Source organism: Streptomyces sp. NPDC002309, assembly GCF_053593375.1.
In genome coordinates this window covers 23,817-41,972 of the sequence record NZ_JBSFCI010000008.1, presented here as the reverse complement: position 1 = coordinate 41,972, position 18,156 = coordinate 23,817, and the positions used below count along the sequence as shown (strand labels likewise).

Annotated in this window: 15 protein-coding genes; 3 read left to right on the top strand and 12 right to left on the bottom strand. The window is 71.0% G+C overall.

The features are described 5' to 3' along the window. Window positions 1–13: 13 nt before the first annotated feature. Window positions 14–271, bottom strand: coding sequence for a hypothetical protein (locus tag ACWCPM_RS09195; RefSeq protein WP_450975497.1), 258 nt, complete (start codon window positions 269–271; stop codon window positions 14–16). A 99-nt stretch (window positions 272–370) separates the two neighbouring features. After that, window positions 371–1,261, bottom strand: coding sequence for a DUF4429 domain-containing protein (locus tag ACWCPM_RS09190; protein ID WP_450975496.1), 891 nt, complete (start codon window positions 1,259–1,261; stop codon window positions 371–373). Between ACWCPM_RS09190 and ACWCPM_RS09185 the strand changes: the two genes are divergently transcribed. Beyond that, entirely contained in the window at window positions 1,260–2,939 is a 1,680-nt protein-coding gene (locus ACWCPM_RS09185; protein ID WP_450975495.1) for a beta-N-acetylhexosaminidase, read from the top strand. The genes ACWCPM_RS09190 and ACWCPM_RS09185 overlap by 2 nt on opposite strands. A 163-nt stretch (window positions 2,940–3,102) precedes the next feature. Here the strand turns inward: ACWCPM_RS09185 and ACWCPM_RS09180 are convergent, their stop codons facing one another. From ACWCPM_RS09180 to ACWCPM_RS09135, 10 genes are all read right to left on the bottom strand, one after another. Further along, window positions 3,103–4,875, bottom strand: coding sequence for an IucA/IucC family protein (locus ACWCPM_RS09180; protein ID WP_450975494.1), 1,773 nt, complete (start codon window positions 4,873–4,875; stop codon window positions 3,103–3,105). Then, window positions 4,872–5,411, bottom strand: coding sequence for a GNAT family N-acetyltransferase (locus tag ACWCPM_RS09175; RefSeq protein ID WP_450975493.1), 540 nt, complete (start codon window positions 5,409–5,411; stop codon window positions 4,872–4,874). The genes ACWCPM_RS09180 and ACWCPM_RS09175 overlap by 4 nt, the downstream gene beginning before the upstream one ends. Continuing rightward, window positions 5,408–6,685 (bottom strand): lysine N(6)-hydroxylase/L-ornithine N(5)-oxygenase family protein, encoded by a 1,278-nt coding sequence (locus ACWCPM_RS09170; protein ID WP_450975492.1) that lies wholly within the window; start codon window positions 6,683–6,685, stop codon window positions 5,408–5,410. Before ACWCPM_RS09170 ends, ACWCPM_RS09175 begins: the two co-directional genes overlap by 4 nt. Continuing rightward, window positions 6,669–8,111 (bottom strand): lysine decarboxylase DesA, encoded by a 1,443-nt coding sequence (desA, locus tag ACWCPM_RS09165; protein ID WP_450975491.1) that lies wholly within the window; start codon window positions 8,109–8,111, stop codon window positions 6,669–6,671. The genes ACWCPM_RS09170 and desA overlap by 17 nt, the downstream gene beginning before the upstream one ends. Before the next feature lie 146 nt (window positions 8,112–8,257). Then, complete coding sequence (locus tag ACWCPM_RS09160; RefSeq protein WP_450975490.1) at window positions 8,258–9,094, bottom strand: siderophore-interacting protein; 837 nt, start codon at window positions 9,092–9,094, stop codon at window positions 8,258–8,260. Window positions 9,095–9,200: 106 nt separating this feature from the next. Further along, window positions 9,201–10,247 (bottom strand): ABC transporter substrate-binding protein, encoded by a 1,047-nt coding sequence (locus ACWCPM_RS09155; protein WP_450975489.1) that lies wholly within the window; start codon window positions 10,245–10,247, stop codon window positions 9,201–9,203. Window positions 10,248–10,380: 133 nt separating this feature from the next. Then, complete coding sequence (locus ACWCPM_RS09150; RefSeq protein WP_450975488.1) at window positions 10,381–11,541, bottom strand: acyl-CoA dehydrogenase family protein; 1,161 nt, start codon at window positions 11,539–11,541, stop codon at window positions 10,381–10,383. 6 nt (window positions 11,542–11,547) lie between these two features. Then, a complete protein-coding gene (locus ACWCPM_RS09145) occupies window positions 11,548–12,522 on the bottom strand; it encodes a hydroxymethylglutaryl-CoA lyase (protein ID WP_450975487.1) in 975 nt (324 codons plus the stop codon). Further along, window positions 12,519–14,519, bottom strand: coding sequence for an ATP-binding protein (locus tag ACWCPM_RS09140; protein WP_450975486.1), 2,001 nt, complete (start codon window positions 14,517–14,519; stop codon window positions 12,519–12,521). Before ACWCPM_RS09140 ends, ACWCPM_RS09145 begins: the two co-directional genes overlap by 4 nt. A gap of 8 nt (window positions 14,520–14,527) precedes the next feature. Then, window positions 14,528–16,144 (bottom strand): carboxyl transferase domain-containing protein, encoded by a 1,617-nt coding sequence (locus tag ACWCPM_RS09135; protein ID WP_450975485.1) that lies wholly within the window; start codon window positions 16,142–16,144, stop codon window positions 14,528–14,530. Between the two features lie 89 nt (window positions 16,145–16,233). On the opposite strand from ACWCPM_RS09135, the gene ACWCPM_RS09130 reads away from it, so the two are divergent. Beyond that, window positions 16,234–16,824 carry an SACE_7040 family transcriptional regulator gene (locus ACWCPM_RS09130; protein ID WP_450975484.1) on the top strand — a complete coding sequence of 197 codons (591 nt, stop codon included), beginning with the start codon at window positions 16,234–16,236 and terminating at the stop codon, window positions 16,822–16,824. Window positions 16,825–16,964: 140 nt separating this feature from the next. Then, on the top strand, window positions 16,965–18,122 hold the full coding sequence (locus tag ACWCPM_RS09125; RefSeq protein WP_450975483.1) for an acyl-CoA dehydrogenase family protein: 1,158 nt from the start codon (window positions 16,965–16,967) through the stop codon (window positions 18,120–18,122). The last annotated feature ends 34 nt before the right edge of the window (window positions 18,123–18,156 follow it).

Sequence of the window (18,156 nt, the reverse complement as noted above, 5' to 3'; positions counted from 1 at the left end):
ATAGGTGTATTCCTCAGCCGTAGACGATGCGGCGCAGCTGCCGGAGGGTGAGCTCCGGCGGTGCCACCGCCCGGTAGGTCAGGTCCGCCGTGATCTGTTCGAAGATCGTCGCGTTGACCAGGCCCTGGGCCTGGAGCTCGCGGTGGCGGCGACGGACGAACTCCTCGGTCGTCTCGTCGAAGTAGGCGAGCACGTCCTGGATCACGCGTAGCGCCTCACCCCGGTTGAGGGGTGTGGAGCGTGTCAGATGATCAACGAGTTCGTCGTGCACCCGCTAGATCCTGGGGTACCGGCGACGCTTTCGCAACAATCTTGCCCGATTTCGGGCAGGGGTGCGGGGGGTTCCCCTCGGTCGATCGGCCGGGCGGGGTCACATCCGCTTCAGGATCGCCTGCTTGGCCAGCGCGAACTCCTCGTCGGTCAGCACCCCGGTGCGGTGCAGTTCGCCGAGTTCGCGCAGGCGCCGCAGCAGGGCGTCGTGGTCGTCCTCCCGGGCGGGCGCGGCGGGCTCCGGCTCCGGCGCGGGGGCGGGGGCGGTCAGGGCGGCGGCCGGGGCCGGGGCGGCCGGGTGCGGGAGGCGGGCCTGGACGGCGGCGGCGATCAGGGCCATCAGGGGGTCCTTCTTGAAGCCCCACAGCTCGACCGAGTCGGGGTCGTACTTGGGCGGCGCCTTGGTGGGGGCGTTCCTCACGGTGAAGCGCAGGTAGCCGTTCTCCAGACCGGCCGCCGGATGCCACTGGACGGCCGTGATGTCGGCGACGGCCAGCGTGCGCGGGCCGGCGGCGGCCTTGGCGTCCTCCGTCTTCCAGTTCCACTCCAGGCGCACGTGCTCGCCGTCGAAGCTCGCGGTGCCGTCCCCGGCGGCCGCCGACAACGGCACGGAGGGGCCGGGCAGCAGATACGACGACACCGGGTCCGAGGGCACCTGGTCCAGCAGCAGCGCCCGGCGCACCTCGTCCGCCAGGTACTCGGCGACGCCGTGGCGGTCGGACTCGACGGTCAGCCGGTAGGGGTCGTGGGATTCACCGAGCCGGCCGGCGGTGGCGTGCAGCAGCGGGCAGGCGCCCTCCCGCAACCGCAGCCTCAGCTGCCCCGACCTGCGGCCCTGCTCGAAGGAGATGCCCGCCAACGCCCCCAGCGGCACGACCAGTTCACCCAGCGCCCGGCGCAGCGGACTGACGTTCTTGTCCCGCCCGGGAGTCAGGCGCAGGGCGTCGCCGTCGAAGACCCACGTACCGTCCTTCTGGATGATTTCCGCCATGCGGGGGATTGTTCCACCGGTCCCGCGAGAGAGTGGTCCATACCTGTTGGAGCTCCAGGAAGGGACGTTTGTGAGACAGCACCGCACACCGCGCCGTCGAGCGCCTCGCCTACTGGCTTCCCTGCTGTTCGTCACCGCGGTCGGCACGTCCCTCACCGCGGCGGCGCCCGGCTCCGGTGCCGGCTCCGGCACTCCGACCGCACTCGGTGACGTGATTCCGGCGCCGGCCTCCGTCGACCCGGGCGGATCCCCGTACCGCATCACCGAGCGCACCCGTATCCGCGTCGACGACTCCGCCGAGGCCCGCGGCGTCGGCGGCTACCTCGCGGACGTGCTGCGCCCCTCGACCGGCTACCGGCTCCCCGTCACCACCCGCGGAGACGGAGGCATCCGGCTGCGGCTCGCCAAGGGCCCCTACGGCGACGAGGGCTACCGCCTGGACAGCGGCCGTGGCGGTGTCACCATCACCGCCGCCCGTGCCGCGGGCCTCCTCCACGGCGTCCAGACCCTGCGCCAGCTCCTCCCGGCCGCCGTCGAACGCGACTCCGTGCAGCCCGGCCCCTGGATCGTCGCGGGCGGCACCATCAGGGACACCCCGCGCTACGGCTGGCGCGGCGCGATGCTCGACGTGTCCCGGCACTTCTTCGACGTCGGTGAGGTCAAGCGCTACATCGACCAGCTGGCGCTCTACAAGTTCAACAAGCTGCACCTGCACCTCAGCGACGACCAGGGCTGGCGCATCGCCATCGACTCCTGGCCGCGGCTCACGACGTACGGCGGCTCCACCGAGGTCGGCGGCGGTCCCGGCGGCCACTACACCAAGGCCGACTACAGGGAGATCGTCCGCTACGCGGCCTCCCGCCACCTGGAGGTCGTCCCCGAGATCGACATGCCCGGCCACACCAACGCGGCCCTCGCCTCCTACGCCGAGCTGAACTGCGACGGTGTCGCGCCCCCGCTCTACACCGGCACCGCGGTCGGCTTCAGCTCGCTGTGCGTGCCGAAGGAGATCACGTACGACTTCGTCGAGGACGTGGTGCGGGAGCTCGCGGCGCTCACCCCGGGCCGCTATCTGCACATCGGGGGTGACGAGGCGCACTCCACCAGCCACGAGGACTACGTGAAGTTCATGGACCGGGTGCAGCCGGTCGTCGCCGAGTACGGCAAGAAGGTCGTCGGCTGGCACCAGCTGACCGGGGCGCGTCCGGCCGAGGGAGCCCTCGCGCAGTACTGGGGCCTGGACACAACGGGCGCCGCGGAGAAGGAGCGGGTCGCGGCCGCCGCGCGGAACGGCACCGGACTCGTCCTGTCACCGGCCGACCGGCTCTACCTCGACATGAAGTACGACGCCGGGACCCCGCTCGGGCTGTCCTGGGCCGGATACGTCGAGGTGCGGCGGTCCTACGACTGGGACCCGGACGCCTATCTGCCGGGAGCGCCCGCGTCCGCGATCAGGGGCGTCGAGGCGCCGCTGTGGTCGGAGACCCTGGAGAACTCCCGCCACATCGAGTACATGGCCTTCCCGAGGCTGCCGGGCGTCGCCGAGCTCGGCTGGTCGCCCCGGTCCACCCACGGCTGGGAGGGCTACCGGCAGCGGCTCGCGGGGCAGGGGCCTCGGTGGGACGCGCTGGGGATCGACTACTACAGATCGCCGCAGGTGCCGTGGCCTTCGCAGTAGGCGTGGTAATGCGTCTTCGGGCCGGTGGGGCGTGTTCGCGCCCCGCGGCGGAGCCGCATACCGGGACAGTCCCGCGCCCCCGAGGTGCGTTGCTCCACCCGGCGTGACGTGACGACGGGCACCCCGGAGGACCGTACTCCGGGGTGCCCGTCCGTTCCTGGGGTCAGAACCCCGCGATCGGGTTCTTCAGGTCGCCGATCAGCTGGAGGGCGCCCGCCGGGTCGGACAGGTCCACCATCTGCCGGTTGTCGCGCAGCTGGAGCCGGTTCAGGCAGGACAGCGCGAAGCTCGGGGCGAACATGTCGTACCGCCGGAACTTGTCGGCGAGTCCGGGCATCGACTCCTGGTACTCACGGGTGACCTCGGCGACCGTGCGCCAGAAGCCGTCCTCGTCCAGGACGCCCTCGTCGGCGAGGTTCGCGGCGAGGAAGCGGAAGAAGCAGTCGAAGACGTCCGTGAAGACCGACAGGAGCTTCGTGTCCTCGGGGACGTCGACGCGCACCCGCTCCACCGCCGGCGGCAGCACCGCGTCCGGGTCCATGACGGCGATCTCCTCGGCGATGTCCTTGTAGATCGCGCGCTCGACGACGCCGTCCTTCAGGACCAGGATGACGTTCTCGCCGTGCGGCATGTACACCAGGTCGTAGGCGTAGAAGCTGTGCAGCAGCGGCGTGAAGTACGCCCGCAGGTAGCCCCGCAGCCACTCGCCGGGGGTGAGACCCGACTGCTCGATCAGCGCGGCCGCGAAGCCCCGGCCCTCGTGGTCGACGTGCAGCAGCGAGGCCATCGTGGCGAGCGACTCGCCCTGCCGGAGCGAGTCCACCGGGCTCTCGCGCCACAGCGCGGCCAGCATCTTGCGGTACGGCGAGTAGCGGTCCGTCGCCCGCTCGTACTCCAGGTGCCGGTAGCCGACGGCCGCGCGCTCACGGATGATCGACAGGCCCGTCGACCTCAGCACCGGGTCGCCCTCGATCAGCTGGGCGAGCCAGTCGTTGATCGCCGGGGTGGCCTCCATGTAGGCCGCCGACAGCCCGCGCATGAAGCCCATGTTGAGGACGGACAGGGCCGTCTTCACGTAGTGCTTCGCGGGGTGGCTGGTGTTGAAGAAGGTACGGATGGACTGCTGGGCCAGATACTCGTCGTCGCCCTCGCCGAGGCAGACGAGGTGCCGCTGGGCGACCTCGGCGGCGAAGGTGACGCTGAGCTTGTTCCACCACTGCCAGGGGTGGACGGGGATCAGGAGGTAGTCGGCGGGGTCCAGGCCCAGGTCGGTGAGCTGCCGGTCGAACCCCTCGACCGTCTCCGCGCCCAGCTCGTCCCGCAGGAAGGCCTTGTACTCGATGCCGGCGCCGGCCGTGAAGGCGGCGCGCGAGCGGTGCGCGGCCAGCCACACCAGCCGGACCGGGCTCGCGGTCTCGGGGGCGTACGCGAGGTACTCGTGGACCCCGAAGCCGAGCCGGCCGTTGTTGGCGACGAAGCAGGGGTGGCCCTCGGTCATGCCCGTCTCGATGGCCTGGAACCCGGCGCCCACCAGTTCGCCGACCGGGATCTGCGGCTTGGTGAGCTTGTAGCAGGTGCCGGCGAGGGTCGAGGAGATCTCCTCCAGGTAGACCGGGAGGATCTCGTCGCTCAGACCGAGCGCCTGCCGGAACTCGACGAAGAAGTCCAGCGCGGCGAGCGGCAGCTCGGCGCCGTCGCGGTGCCGGGCGAGGGAGTCCGCGTCGATCTGCCAGTGGTCCAGGGACCGGAGCACCGCCGTGAAGGTGTACCGGGTCAGACCGTCGTCGCTGCGGACGACATAGCCGCCGTCGCCGGTGGACTGCGGTGACAGGAGCCGCTCGTGGCTGAACTCGGCGAGGGCCTTGCGGATCAGCAGGCGGTTGGCAAGCGCCCAGCGGTCGGGGGAGAGGTGCGCCACGGCGTCGGACGGGGTCATACGGCTACTCCTCGGGCGGCCATGAACTGCTCACGCGTGCAGAAGCTCAGCAGCGCGCGTTTCTCCGGCTTGTCGATCTCTCGTGCGGGCACGAATCCCACCGCCTCGTTGAGCGCGTGCACCGCCTTGTTGCTCACGTCGGGCTCGACCACGACCCGCCGGGTGGCCGGGTCGGAGAACAACTCCTCCATCACGGCGGTGATGACCGCCCTGGTGAAGCCGTGCACGGGCCGGTCGGTGGGGGCGACCAGGAAGTGCATGCCGACGTCGCCGGGCTCGGGCTCGTACAGGCCGACCAGCTCGACGTGGCGGGGGTCGTAGCTCTCCATCAGGAAGGCCGGTACGCCGTCGTGCAGGCCGATGTGGGCGTGGTGGTGCTCGTGGGCCGCGATCCGCATGTACTCGCGCTCGACGTCCTGGAGCCGCGCGTCCTGCATCATCCAGAAGGCCGCCTTGGGATGGGTGACCCAGCCGTGCAGCAGCTCGGCGTCCCTCAAGGGGTCGAGGGGGCGGAGGGTCAGGGTTTGGATGCTCATACGGCGAACTCCTGGAACGCGATGGACTTCTCGACCGGGTAGTACTCGCTGCCGAGCAGCTCGCGGATGATGTACGAGTTCCGGTACGCGCCCATGCCCAGGTCGGGCGAGGTGATGCTGTGGGTGTGGACACCGGCGTTCTGGAGGAAGATCCCCCGGCCGGTGACGTCGACGGCGTAGTTGCGGGCGACGTCGAAGTTGCCCTGGGAGTCGTAGCGCAGACGGTCGCGGACCGGCTTCAGGAACTCCGGCTCGACGTACTTGTAGCCGGTGGCGAGCACCAGGCCCTGTGTGTCGAGCGTGAAGTCCCGCTCCTGCTCCTCCTGGCGGAAGCCCAGGGTGTAGGTGCCGTTCTCGTACCGGGCACCGGTGAGCGCGGAGTTGGTGAGCAGCCGGGTGCGGATCGGCCCCCCGAGGTTCTTCCGGTAGAGCAGGTCGAAGATCTCGTTGATGAGATCGCCGTCGATGCCCTTGAACAGGCCCTTCTGCTCCGTGGCCAGGCGGTAGCGGGTCGCCTCGGGCAGCTCGCGGAAGTAGTCGATGTACTCCGGCGAGGTCATCTCCAGCGTGAGCTTGGTGTACTCCAGCGGGAAGAACCGCGGGGAGCGCGTCACCCAGTTCAGCTGGTAGCCGTGCACGTCGATCTCGCTGAGCAGGTCGTAGTAGATCTCGGCGGCGGACTGGCCGCTGCCGACCAGCGTGATCGACTCCTTGCGCTGGAGCTCGGCCTTGTGCTGCACATAGCGGGAGTTGTGCAGGAGGTCGCCGCCCAGGCCCTGGCAGGCGTCCGGGACGTGGGGCGGGGTGCCGGTGCCGAGGACCAGGTGACGGGCGCGGAACACCTCGCCGGCCGTGGTGCGCACGACGTACAGCTCGTCCTCGTACGTCACCTCGGAGACCGTGGTGCTGAAGCGGACGCTGCTCAGCCGGTTCGCGGCCCAGCGGCAGTAGTCGTCGTACTCGACGCGCAGCGGGTAGAAGTTCTCGCGGATGTAGAACGAGTACAGCCGTCCCCGGTCCTTGAGGTAGTTCAGGAAGGAGTACGGGGAGGTCGGGTCGGCCAGCGTCACCAGGTCCGACATGAACGGCGTCTGGAGGTGGGCGCCGTCCAGGAACATCCCCGCGTGCCACTCGAAGTCCGGCTTGGACTCCAGGAAGACGCCGTCGAGTTCGGCGATGGGCTCGGTCAGGCAGGCGAGGCCGAGGTTGAACGGGCCGAGCCCGATCCCCACGAAGTCGTAGGTCTTGTCCGTGGTGTCAGGAAGCGCGGTCAAGGGATTCTCCCAGGTACTGCTCGGCGTGGCCGGCGATCAGGTCGAGGACGGCGGCGATGTCGGACGCCTTGGTCTCGGGGTTGAGCAGGGTGAACTTCAGATAGTGGCGGTTGCCGACCTTGGTGCCCGCGACGACGGCGTCACCGGAGGCGAACAGGGCCTTGCGGGCGTAGAGGTTGGCGCGGTCGATCTCGGCCGGGTCGGTGACGGCGGCCGGGATGTAGCGGAAGACCAGCGTGGACAGGGAGGGCTCGACCACGACGTCGTAGCGCGGGTCGGCGGCGAGCAGCCTCCAGCCCTCCTGGGCGAGGTCGCACACCTCGTCGAAGAGCTGGCCGATGCCGTCGGCGCCCATCACGCGCAGGGTCATCCAGAGCTTGAGTGCGTCGAAGCGGCGGGTGGTCTGGAGGGACTTGTCCACCTGGTTGGGGATACGTTCCTGCACCATACGGCGGGGGTTGAGGTACTCCGCGTGGTAGGTGGCGTGCCGCAGGGTGGCGGCGTCCCGGACCAGCACGGCGGACGAACTCACCGGCTGGAAGAAGGACTTGTGGTAGTCGACGGTGACCGAGTCGGCACGCTCGATGCCTTCCAGCAGGGCCCGGCGCTTGAGCGAGGTGAGCAGTCCGCAGCCGTAGGCGGCGTCGACGTGCATCCAGGTGCCGTACTGGGAGCACAGCTCGGCGATCTCGGGGAGCGGGTCGATCGAGCCGAAGTCGGTGGTGCCGGAGGTGGCGACGACGGCCATGGGGACGAGGCCGTCCTGCTTGCACCGCTCCAGCTCGTACGCGAGGGCGACGGTCTGCATCCGCTTGTCGTGGTCGGTGGGGATCACGACGACGGCGTCGGGGCCGAGGCCGAGCAGTTTCGCCGACTTCTTGACGCTGAAGTGGCCGGCCTCGGAGGTGAAGACGCGCAGTCTCGCGAGCTCGTCGGTCTTGGCCTCCTCGCGGGCCAGCAGCAGCGCCTGGAGGTTGGACTGGCTCCCGCCGGAGGTGAACACCCCGTCGGCCGCGGGGCCGAGGCCGATGCGCTCGGTGGTCCAGTCGATGAGCTTGCGCTCGATCAGGGTGCCGCCGGCCGACTGGTCCCAGGTGTCGAGGGAGGAGTTGACGGCGGAGAGGATCGCCTCGCCGAGCACCGCCGGTATGACGACCGGGCAGTTGAGGTGGGCGAGGTAGCGGGGGTGGTGGAAGTAGACCGCGTCGCGGAGGTACACCTCCTCCAGTTCGTCCAGCACCGCGGCGGTGTCGTGCAGCGGCCGGTCGAGGTCGATCTGCTCGATGCGGGGGGAGAGGGTGTCGACGGTGACGCCCGTGAACGGGCGGTCGGTGGTGGCGAGTTTCGCCGCCACCCGCTCTACTCCATCGGTCACGGAGCGGCGGTACTGCTCCGCGGTCGTGTCATTGAGCAGGTGCGAGCGCATGTGGGGGTCCTCCGGTGGGGACGGTCCGGGGCGGGACGAGTGAAGGCCGCGATTGACTTAGGTTAGCCTAACCTAAGTATCTCTGGTCAAACGCAGTCCCGTGCCGTGACAGCCGTCACCGTGAACGGCCGTCCGAAAGGCGGCAGTTACTCGCCCGCCTCGCGCAACTGCTCCTCGCTCAGGCCCTGTCGCCAGTAGCCGACGAAAGTGACCTGGCGGCGGTCGACGCCGCGTTCGTGCACGAAGTGCCGGCGCAACCGCTTCACGCACGAGGACTCGCCCGCGATCCAGACGTACGGATGCTCGGCGGCCGGGAGCCGGGCGGCGCGCAGGGCGTCGAGGGCCATGGGGGAGCCCTCGGCGCCTCGTGCGCCCTGGACCAGCCAGGTGATCTCGGCGTCCGACCCGGTCGCCAGGTCCTGCACGGTCCCGGCGTCGTGCACCTCCAGCCAGACGCGCACGCGCAGGCCGGCGGGGAGTGACTCCAGGATGGCCGAGACGGCGGGCAGGGCGGTCTCGTCGCCCCAGAGGACCACCAGGTCGGTGTCCCGCGGGGGGCGGAACCGGATCGCCCGGTTGTCCGCGACCGCCGGTCCGAGCAGCAGCACCCGGTCGCCGGCGGCGGCCCGCGCGGCCCACCGGGAGGCGGGCCCGGCCGGGGTGTGCAGGACGAAGTCGATGTCGATCTCGTCGGGGTCCCGGCGCAGCGACCGCAGGGTGTAGGACCGCATCACGGCCCTTACGTCGTCCGGGAGTTCCCGCCAGCCCTGCCACCAGCCGTCGCCGAGTTCGACCGGGACGACCGGCTCCGGCTGTCCGGGGTGGGGCAGGAACAGCGACAGCGACTGGTCGTGGCCGTCGGAGAAGAAGTGCCGCAGGTCGTCTCCCGCGAAGGTGACCCGGACGAGGGACGGACCGAGCCGCCTCGTCCGCACGACCTGAAGGGCGAAGAAGCGGAACGGGGCGGCTACGGCCGTCGTCATGGGGTGACTCCTGAGTCGACGTCAGGGAAGGGACCTGGGGGCGCGGGGAACCGCGCGACCGGTCGCAGCCGGCCCGCGGTCGTCCCGCACCTCAGACGGCTCTTTCTCAGGCGACCTTCTTGGCCTTCTCGATGGCCTCGGCCAGCGAGGTCAGCAGCGGCGTGCACTTCGCGTAGGACAGGATCGGCTCGGGCGAACGCGCGATGACCTGGCCCGCCTTCACCGCGGGCAGCTTCTTCCAGGTGCCCTCGGTGATGTCGGCCGGCTGGATCGTCGCGGAACGGTCGTCCATCATGATGATGTCGGCCGGGTACTTGTCGACGTTCTCCCAGCTCAGGTTCTCGAACCAGCCGCCGCCCGCGGCCTTGGCCTTCTCCGGCGGCTCGACGAAGTTCACGCCGAGCGCCTTGAAGTACTCCAGGTCGGTGGAGAGGTTGGTGCCGGAGACGTAGAAGATCTCCTGGCTCGCTGAGCCGACCAGCACCTTGATCTCGGGCCGGGACTTCGCGGCCTTGCGCAGTCGCTCGGAGGCCGCCTCGAACTCCTGCTTGGCCTTGACGGCCGCGTCGGCCTTCATGTCCGCGCCGAGCGACTCCGCGAGCTCCCACACGCGCTGGAGCGGCGCGGTCAGCTGCCGGTCGTAGACGGAGATCGCGGCGCTCGGGGCGAGCTTGGCGATCTTGTCCTTGGACGCCTCGGGGACGTACCAGAGGGTGCCCGCGCTGTCGAAGGTGGTGGAGATCAGCACGTCCGGCTGGAAGGCGGCGTACTGCTCGACGTTGAACTGGTCCCAGACGTTGCCGAAGACGGTCAGCTTGCTGACGTCCATGTCGCCCGCCTGGACGTCGGCCTTGTCGTCCTTGGTGACGGTCGGGCCGAAGACGCCCTTGACCTCGACGCCGTAGTCGTGGAGAGCGGCGGCGATGCCGACGAAGGCGACGATGTTGGCCGGGATCTTGTCCAGCTTCACGGTCTCGCCGCGGTCGTCCTTGAAGGTCCAGGGGCCGGAGGCCTTGGCGGAGGGCTTCGCGTCCGAGCCGCCGCTCTTCGCGTCTTCGTCACCGCAGGCCGCGAGCACGGCGCCGAGGCCGAGGGCACCGCCGGCGGCGAGGATTCCGCGACGGGTGAGGTGGGTGGCACGGGCGTTGGACATGGAAATGGCTGCTTTCGCACAGGGCGGGGGGCCCGCCGGACAGATCGAAGATAGGTTAGCCTAACCTCAGATCTTGTCCAGGGGCCGGGTCCCCCACCCGGTGCCGAGGCACGTCGGCCGGGCGGCCGGTGACTCAGCCCACGAGCCCCAACTCGCGGGCGATCAGCATCCGCTGCACCTCGCTGGTGCCCTCGCCGATCTCCAGGATCTTCGAGTCCCGCCACATCCGGGCCACCGGGTACTCGTTCATGAAGCCGTACCCGCCGTGGATCTGGGTGGCGTCGCGGGCGTTGTCCACCGCGACGGTGGAGGAGTACAGCTTCGCCAGGGCCGCCTCCTTCTTGAAGGGCTCACCGGCCACCAGTCGGGACGCCGCGTCCCGCCACGCCAGACGGGCCGTGTGGGCCTTCATCTCCATGTCGGCCACCTTGAACTGGATGGCCTGGTTGGCGCCGATCGGCCGGCCGAAGGCGTGACGTTCCTTCGCGTACTTCACCGACTCGTCCACACAGCCCTGCGCCAGGCCGGTGCCGAGCGCCGCGATGGCGATCCGGCCCTCGTCGAGGATGCGCAGGAACTGGGCGTACCCGCGGCCCTCCTCGCCCAGCAGGTTCGCCGCCGGGACCCGGACGTCGTCGAAGGACAGCTCCCGGGTGTCGGAGGCGTTCCAGCCGACCTTGGAGTACTGGGGCGCCACGGTGAAGCCCGGAGTGCCGGACGGGACGATGATCGCGGAGATCTGCGGTCTGCCGTCCGGCTTGCGGCCCGTCACCGCCGTGACGGTCACCAGTCCGGTGATGTCCGTGCCCGAGTTGGTGATGAAGCACTTCGTGCCGTTGATCACCCACTCGCCGGCCTCCGCGTCGAGCCGGGCCGTCGTGCGGGTCGAGCCCGCGTCCGAGCCGCCGTCGGGCTCGGTCAGGCCGAAGGCGCCGAGGATCTCGCCGGAGCACAGCCGGGGCAGCCATTCACGCTTCTGCTCCTCGGTGCCGAACAGATGGAGCGGCATGGCGCCCAGCGAGACGCCCGCCTCCAGGGTGATGGCCACCGAGGAGTCGACGCGGGCCAGTTCCTCCAGAGCGATGCCCAGGGCGAGGTAGTCGCCGCCCATCCCGCCGTACTCCTCCGGGAACGGCAGCCCGAACAGGCCCATCCGGCCCATCTCGCGGACGATCTCGTAGGGGAACTCGTGCCGCTCGTAGTAGTCGCCGATCTTGGGAGCGACGACCTCGTGCGCGAACTCCTCCACCGTGCGGCGGAGTTCTTCCAGCTCGGGGCTGAGGCGGTGGTCCATGGTGGGTCACTGCTCCTGGTGGGAGAGGGCTCTTACGGTGCGGGACGGGCTGGGTCGGCCCAGTCGGCCGGCCATCCACACGCTGGTGGCGGTGAGACGGCCGAGATCGATGCCGGTGTCGATGCCGAGGCCGTGCAGCATCCACACGAGGTCCTCGGTGGCGAGGTTGCCGGTGGCGCTCCTGGCGTACGGGCAGCCGCCGAGGCCGCCCGCGGAGGCGTCGACCGTCGTGACGCCGTGCTGGAGCGCGGCGAGGGTGTTGGCCAGTGCCTGGCCGTAGGTGTCGTGGAAGTGCACGCCGAGGGCGGGGGTCGGGATCCGCTCGGCGTTCAGCGCGGAGAGAAGCTCGGTGACGTGCCCCGGGGTGGCCACGCCGATCGTGTCGCCGAGGCTCAGTTCGGCGCAGCCCATGTCGCGCAGGGCCTTGCAGACGCGCACGACCTGGTGCACCGGGACGGGGCCCTCCCAGGGGTCGCCGAAGCACATCGACAGATAGCCCCGGACGTGCAACCCCTCGGCCTTCGCCCGGGACACCACCGGGTCGAACATGGCCAGCGCCTCGTCGACCGTGCGGTTGAGGTTGGCCTTCGCGAACGACTCGGTGGCGCTGGCGAAGACGGCGACCCGGGTGGCGCCCAGGGCCAGCGCCCGCTCCAGCCCCCGGCCGTTGGGCACGAGCACCGGCAGCGCCACCGGCACATCCCGCACCAGCGGGAACAGCTGCTCCGCATCGGCCAGTTGGGGCACCCAGTCGGGGTGGACGAAGCTGGTGGCCTCGATCGTCGTCAGACCCGCGTCGGCCAGCCGGTGGACGAACTCCGCCTTGACCTCCGTGGGGACCCGCGCCTTCTCGTTCTGCAGGCCGTCGCGGGGGCCGACCTCGTGGATCCGGACCCGGGCGGGCAGGCCCGGGGCCGGTACGACCATGGGGAGGGCGGGGTCGGGGGTGCTGATGGGGAGGGCGGGATCGGTGGTGCTCATGCCGGCTCCTCCTCGGTCGGCGCGATGACGGCGAGGATCTGGTCCATGGCGACGGTCGTGCCCGGAGCCACGTCCAGCTCGGCGACCGTCCCGGCGTGCGGGGCGGAGATGACGTGCTCCATCTTCATCGCCTCCACCACCAGCAGGCTCTGACCGGCCTCGACCGCGTCACCCACCGCGACCTTCACCACGGTCACTGTGCCCGGCATGGGCGCGGTCAGCGAGTCGGCGCCGGCGTGGGCGGTGCGGGAGAGGGACGCCTCGACCGGGTCGTGGTCGCGCACCTGCCAGGCATCGCCGTCCCGGCCGAGCCAGCTGCCGTCCGCCAGGGCGGCGAAGGTGTGGGCGACGCCGTCCAGCCGCAACGTGAACCGGGAGTCGCCGCCCGTCGGGACGGGGCCCGCGGACACCGGGACCGGGACGCTGGCGCCGTCGAGCTGCAGCTCGAACCCGCAGTCCGCCGCCGCGCGCAGCCGTACGGTCACCGGGTCGTGCCCCGGCACCCGCAGGTGGTGCGCCGTCCAGGCCCGTTCGCCGCCCAGACGCCAGCCCCCCGGGACGGAGAACGGATCCACCCAGCCGGTGCCAGGCTCCGGGGACAGCGCGCCGTGGCGCAGCAGCGCCGCCGCGGCGTAGACCTCGTCCGGCACCTCGTCCGTCACGAGGCCCCCCACCTCCCGCTCGACCAGCCCGGTGTCCAGGTCGCCCTCGGCGACCGCGGGATGGGCGAGCAGCCGCCGCAGGAACCCGGCGTTCGTCGGCACACCCAGGACGACCGTCCCGGCGAGGGCGCCGCGCAGTTTGCGCAGGGCGGTGGCGCGGTCGGGGCCGTAGGCGATGACCTTCGACAGCATCGGGTCGTACAGGCTGCCGACCTCCGTGCCCTCGCTGAGGCCGGAGTCGGTGCGTACGCCGTCGCCCTGCGGCTCGCTCAGCCGGAGCACCGTGCCGCCGGAGGGCAGAAAGCCCCGCGTCGGGTCCTCCGCGCAGACGCGGGCCTCGATCGCGTGCCCGGTGAGGGTCACGTCGTCCTGGGTGAAGGCGAGGTACTCGCCGGCCGCGACCCGCAGCTGCCACTCCACCAGGTCGAGCCCGGTGACCAGCTCGGTGACGGGGTGCTCCACCTGGAGGCGGGTGTTCATCTCCATGAAGCAGTACGCGGCCGGGTCGCCGCCGGGGACGATGAACTCGACCGTGCCCGCGCCGACGTACCCGCAGGAGCGGGCCGCCTGCACGGCCGCCTCGCCCATCGCCGCGCGGGTGGCCTCGTCCAGGAGCACGCTCGGCGCCTCCTCGACGACCTTCTGGTGGCGCCGCTGCAGGGAGCACTCGCGCTCGCCGAGGTGGACGACGCCGCCGTGGCCGTCGGCCAGGACCTGGATCTCGATGTGGCGGGGCCGGTCGATCCACCGCTCCACGAGGAGGGTGTCGTCGCCGAAGGAGGCGGCGGCCTCGCGCCGGGCGGCGGCGATCTCCTCGTCGAGCAGGTCGAGGTCGTGCACCAGGCGCATGCCCTTGCCGCCGCCGCCCGCGGAGGGCTTGAGCAGCACGGGCGCGCCCAGCTCCCGCGCGGCCCGCGCGAGTTCGGGGTCGCGGCCGCCGGGGACGACCGGGACGCCGGCCGCCGCGACGGTCTCCTTGGCGCGGATCTTGTCGCCCATCAGGGCGATGGCCTCGGCCGGGGGCCCGATGAACACCAGCCCCGCGTCGGCGCAGGCGCGCGCGAAGGCGGCGTTCTCGGCGAGGAAGCCGTACCCCGGGTGGACGGCCTGGGCCTTCGCCGTGGCCGCCGCCTCCAGGATGCGCTCCACGGACAGATAGCTCTCGACGGCCGGCGCCGGCCCGATCCGTACCGCCGTGTCCGCCTCGCGCACATGCCGGGCGTCGGCGTCGGCGTCGGAGAAGACGGCGACCGAGCGGACGCCCAGCGAGCGCAGCGTACGGATGACCCGGACCGCGATCTCGCCGCGGTTGGCCACAAGAACGGTGTCGAACATCGGTCCCCTCACATCCGGAAGACGCCGAACTGGGGGTCACCCAGGGGCGCGTTGGCGCAGGCGGTCAGGGCCAGGCCGACCACCTGGCGGGTGTCCAGGGGGTCGATCACCCCGTCGTCCCAGAGGCGGGCGGTCGCGTAGTAGGCGTTGCCCTGGCGGTCGTACTGGGCGCGGATCGGCGCCTTGAACGCCTCCTCGTCCCCGTCGGGCCAGGACTCGCCGCGGCCCTCCAGCTGGTCCCGCTTGACGGTGGCGAGGACCGAGGCGGCCTGCTCGCCGCCCATGACGGAGATCTTGGCGTTGGGCCACATCCACAGGAAGCGCGGCGAGTACGCCCGGCCGCACATCGAGTAGTTGCCCGCGCCGTACGATCCGCCGACCACGACCGTGAGCTTCGGGACCCGTGTGGTGGCGACGGCGGTGACCATCTTGGCCCCGTGCTTGGCGATGCCGCCGGCCTCGTAGTCCTTGCCGACCATGAACCCCGAGATGTTCTGCAGGAACAGCAGCGGGATGCCGCGCTGGTCGCACAGCTCGATGAAGTGGGCGCCCTTCTGGGCGGACTCCGAGAAGAGGATGCCGTTGTTGGCGACGATGCCGACCGGGTGGCCGTGGATCCGGGCGAAGCCGGTGACGAGGGTCTGCCCGAACTCGGCCTTGAACTCGGCGAACCGGGAACCGTCGACCACGCGCGCGATGACCTCGCGGATGTCGTAGGGGGTGCGGGTGTCGACGGGCACGGCTCCGTACAGCCCGTACGGGTCGGCCTTGGGCTCGATCGCCGGCTTCACCTCCCAGGGCAGCGGGCCGCGCGCGGGGAGGGTGGCGACGATGTTCCGCACGATCCGCAGGGCGTGGGCGTCGTCCTCCGCGAGGTGGTCGGTGACGCCGGAGACGCGCGAGTGCACCTCGCCGCCGCCGAGCTCCTCCGCGGTGACGACCTCGCCGGTGGCGGCCTTCACCAGCGGGGGGCCGCCGAGGAAGATCGTGCCCTGGTTCCGGACGATGACGGCCTCGTCGCTCATCGCCGGGACGTACGCCCCGCCGGCCGTGCAGGAGCCGAGGACGGCGGCGATCTGGGGGATGCGCGCGGCGGACATCCGGGCCTGGTTGTAGAAGATCCGGCCGAAGTGATCGCGGTCCGGGAAGACCTCGTCCTGCAGGGGCAGGAAGGCGCCGCCGGAGTCCACGAGGTACAGGCAGGGCAGCCGGTTCTCCAGGGCCACCTCCTGGGCGCGCAGGTGCTTCTTCACCGTCATCGGGTAGTACGTCCCGCCCTTGACGGTGGCGTCGTTGGCGACGACGACGCACTCCCGGCCGCTCACCCGCCCGATGCCGGCGACGACACCGGCGGCCGGGGCCTGCCCTTCGTACATCCCGTCGGCGGCGAGCGGCGCCAGCTCCAGGAAGGGCGAGCCGGGGTCGAGCAGGGTGTCGACCCGGTCGCGCGGCAGCAGCTTGCCGCGCGCGGTGTGCCGGGCGCGCGCCTTCTCGCCCCCGCCGAGCCGGGCGGCGGCCAGCTTGCCGCGCAGCTCCTCCACGAGCGCGAGGTGCGCGGCCTCGTTGACCCGCCAGGCCTCCGACGCGGGGTCCGCCGCGCCGTGCAGCTCCGGTGCCTGGTCCATCCTTGCGGTCCCCTCACCTTGTTAATGAGCGTTAACGCATTTTCCCTTCAGGTTAACGACCGCTAACGTCCCTGTCTAGAATTGCTTGCATGGCCACGCGAACCGACGCCCCGACCCGCCGCGAGCAGATCCTCAAGGAGGCCGCGCGGCTCTTCGCCGAGCGCGGCTTCCACGGCGTCGGGGTCGACGAGATAGGCGCCGCGGTCGGCATCAGCGGTCCCGGGCTCTACCGCCACTTCCCGGGCAAGGACGCGATGCTCGCCGAGCTGCTGGTGGGGATCAGCGGTCAGCTCCTGACCGGCGGGAAGCGCCGGGTGGCGGAGGCGGACGGCGACCCCGGGGCGCTCCTCGACTCGCTCATCGAGGGCCATATCGACTTCGCCCTCGACGACCGCCCCCTCATCACGCTGCACGACCGCGAGCTGGACCGGCTGCGCGACAGCGACCGCAAGCTGGTCCGCCAGCTCCAGCGCCAGTACGTCGAGCTGTGGGTGGAGGTGGTGCGCGAGGTCTACCCGGGACTCGCCGAGCCGACGGCGCGCTCCGCCGTCCACTCGGTCTTCGGCCTGCTGAACTCGACCCCGCACCTGGGCCGCCCCGGCTCGCTCCCGGGCCGCGGCGCCACGGCGGAGCTGCTGCACCGGATGGCCAGGGGGGCGTTCGCGGCCGTGGGGGAGTAGCGCCGGGCCGCCTTTGCGCACCCCTCACGGCACCCCGGGCGTGACGAGCGTTACGCACGGACCGGTCTTGTCGGCGGTTCGTACTCGCCGGTACGGTTGAGTGAGCAAGCGCTTAGACATGCGACGGTGGAGGTGGCGGCGTGCGCCGTACGGTGTTCAACGAGGATCACGAGGCGTTCCGGGAGACCCTGCGCGCCTTCATCGAGGCCGAGGTCGTGCCCGTCTACGACGACTGGTTCGCCGCCGGCCAGGCGCCGCGCGAGTTCTACCACCAGCTCGGAGAGCTGGGCATCTTCGGCATCAACGTGCCCGAGGAGTTCGGCGGCGCGGGCATGGACAGCCACAAGTTCGAGGCCGTCCTGTACGAGGAGACCGCCCGCGCGGGCGTCCAGTTCGGCGGTTCCGGCGTGCATGTGCTGCTCGCCCTCCCGTACATCAAGATGCTGGCCACGGACGAGCAGAAGAAGCGCTTCCTGCCGAAGTTCGTCACCGGCGAGGAGATGTGGGCCATCGCGATGACCGAGCCGGGCACCGGCTCCGACCTCGCGGGCATGAAGACCACCGCCAAGCTCTCCGAGGACGGCACCCACTACGTCCTCAACGGCGCCAAGACCTTCATCACCGGCGGTGTCCACGCCGACAAGGTCATCGTCTGCGCCCGTACCTCGGCGCCGCGCGAGGACGACCGCCGCTTCGGCATCTCCCTCTTCGCCGTCGACACCGGGTCCGAGGGCTACTCGGTCGGCCGCAAGCTGGACAAGCTGGGTCTGCGCACCTCCGACACGGCCGAGCTGGCCTTCGTCGACGTCAAGGTGCCGGTCGAGGACCTGCTGGGCGAGGAGAACAAGGGCTTCTCCTACCTGGGCCACAACCTCGCCTCCGAGCGCTGGGGCATCGCCTTCGGCGCCTACGCGCAGGCCAAGGCCGCCGTCCGGTTCGCCAAGCAGTACGTGCAGGACCGTGTGGTCTTCGGCAAGCCCGTCGCGCACTTCCAGAACACCAAGTTCGAGCTGGCCGCCTGCCAGGCCGAGGTGGACGCCGCCGAGGCCGTCGCCGACCGGGCCACCGAGGCCCTGGACGCCGGTGAGCTGACCCCCGCCGAGGCCGCCTCCGCCAAGCTGTTCTGCACCGAGGTCGCCCACCGCGTGATCGACCGCTGCCTCCAGCTGCACGGCGGCTACGGCTACATGAACGAGTACCCGATCGCCCGCCTGTACGCGGACAACCGCGTCAACCGCATCTACGGCGGTACCAGCGAGATCATGAAGTCGATCATCGCGAAGGACATGGGCCTCTAAGGCTCCGGCAGCCACCGGACACCGGCCACCGGAA

What these genes read in the sequence shown, in the direction of transcription:
- ACWCPM_RS09185 (WP_450975495.1), top strand. Translation starts at nt 1,260, where the DNA reads ATGCGGGGGATTGTTCCACCGGTCCCGCGAGAGAGTGGTCCATACCTG.
- ACWCPM_RS09190 (WP_450975496.1), bottom strand. Translation starts at nt 1,261, where the DNA reads ATGGCGGAAATCATCCAGAAGGACGGTACGTGGGTCTTCGACGGCGAC.
- ACWCPM_RS09180 (WP_450975494.1), bottom strand. Translation starts at nt 4,875, where the DNA reads ATGACCCCGTCCGACGCCGTGGCGCACCTCTCCCCCGACCGCTGGGCG.
- ACWCPM_RS09175 (WP_450975493.1), bottom strand. Translation starts at nt 5,411, where the DNA reads ATGAGCATCCAAACCCTGACCCTCCGCCCCCTCGACCCCTTGAGGGAC.
- desA (WP_450975491.1), bottom strand. Translation starts at nt 8,111, where the DNA reads ATGCGCTCGCACCTGCTCAATGACACGACCGCGGAGCAGTACCGCCGC.
- ACWCPM_RS09160 (WP_450975490.1), bottom strand. Translation starts at nt 9,094, where the DNA reads ATGACGACGGCCGTAGCCGCCCCGTTCCGCTTCTTCGCCCTTCAGGTC.
- ACWCPM_RS09155 (WP_450975489.1), bottom strand. Translation starts at nt 10,247, where the DNA reads ATGTCCAACGCCCGTGCCACCCACCTCACCCGTCGCGGAATCCTCGCC.
- ACWCPM_RS09150 (WP_450975488.1), bottom strand. Translation starts at nt 11,541, where the DNA reads ATGGACCACCGCCTCAGCCCCGAGCTGGAAGAACTCCGCCGCACGGTG.
- ACWCPM_RS09145 (WP_450975487.1), bottom strand. Translation starts at nt 12,522, where the DNA reads ATGAGCACCACCGATCCCGCCCTCCCCATCAGCACCCCCGACCCCGCC.
- ACWCPM_RS09140 (WP_450975486.1), bottom strand. Translation starts at nt 14,519, where the DNA reads ATGTTCGACACCGTTCTTGTGGCCAACCGCGGCGAGATCGCGGTCCGG.
- ACWCPM_RS09135 (WP_450975485.1), bottom strand. Translation starts at nt 16,144, where the DNA reads ATGGACCAGGCACCGGAGCTGCACGGCGCGGCGGACCCCGCGTCGGAG.
- ACWCPM_RS09130 (WP_450975484.1), top strand. Translation starts at nt 16,234, where the DNA reads ATGGCCACGCGAACCGACGCCCCGACCCGCCGCGAGCAGATCCTCAAG.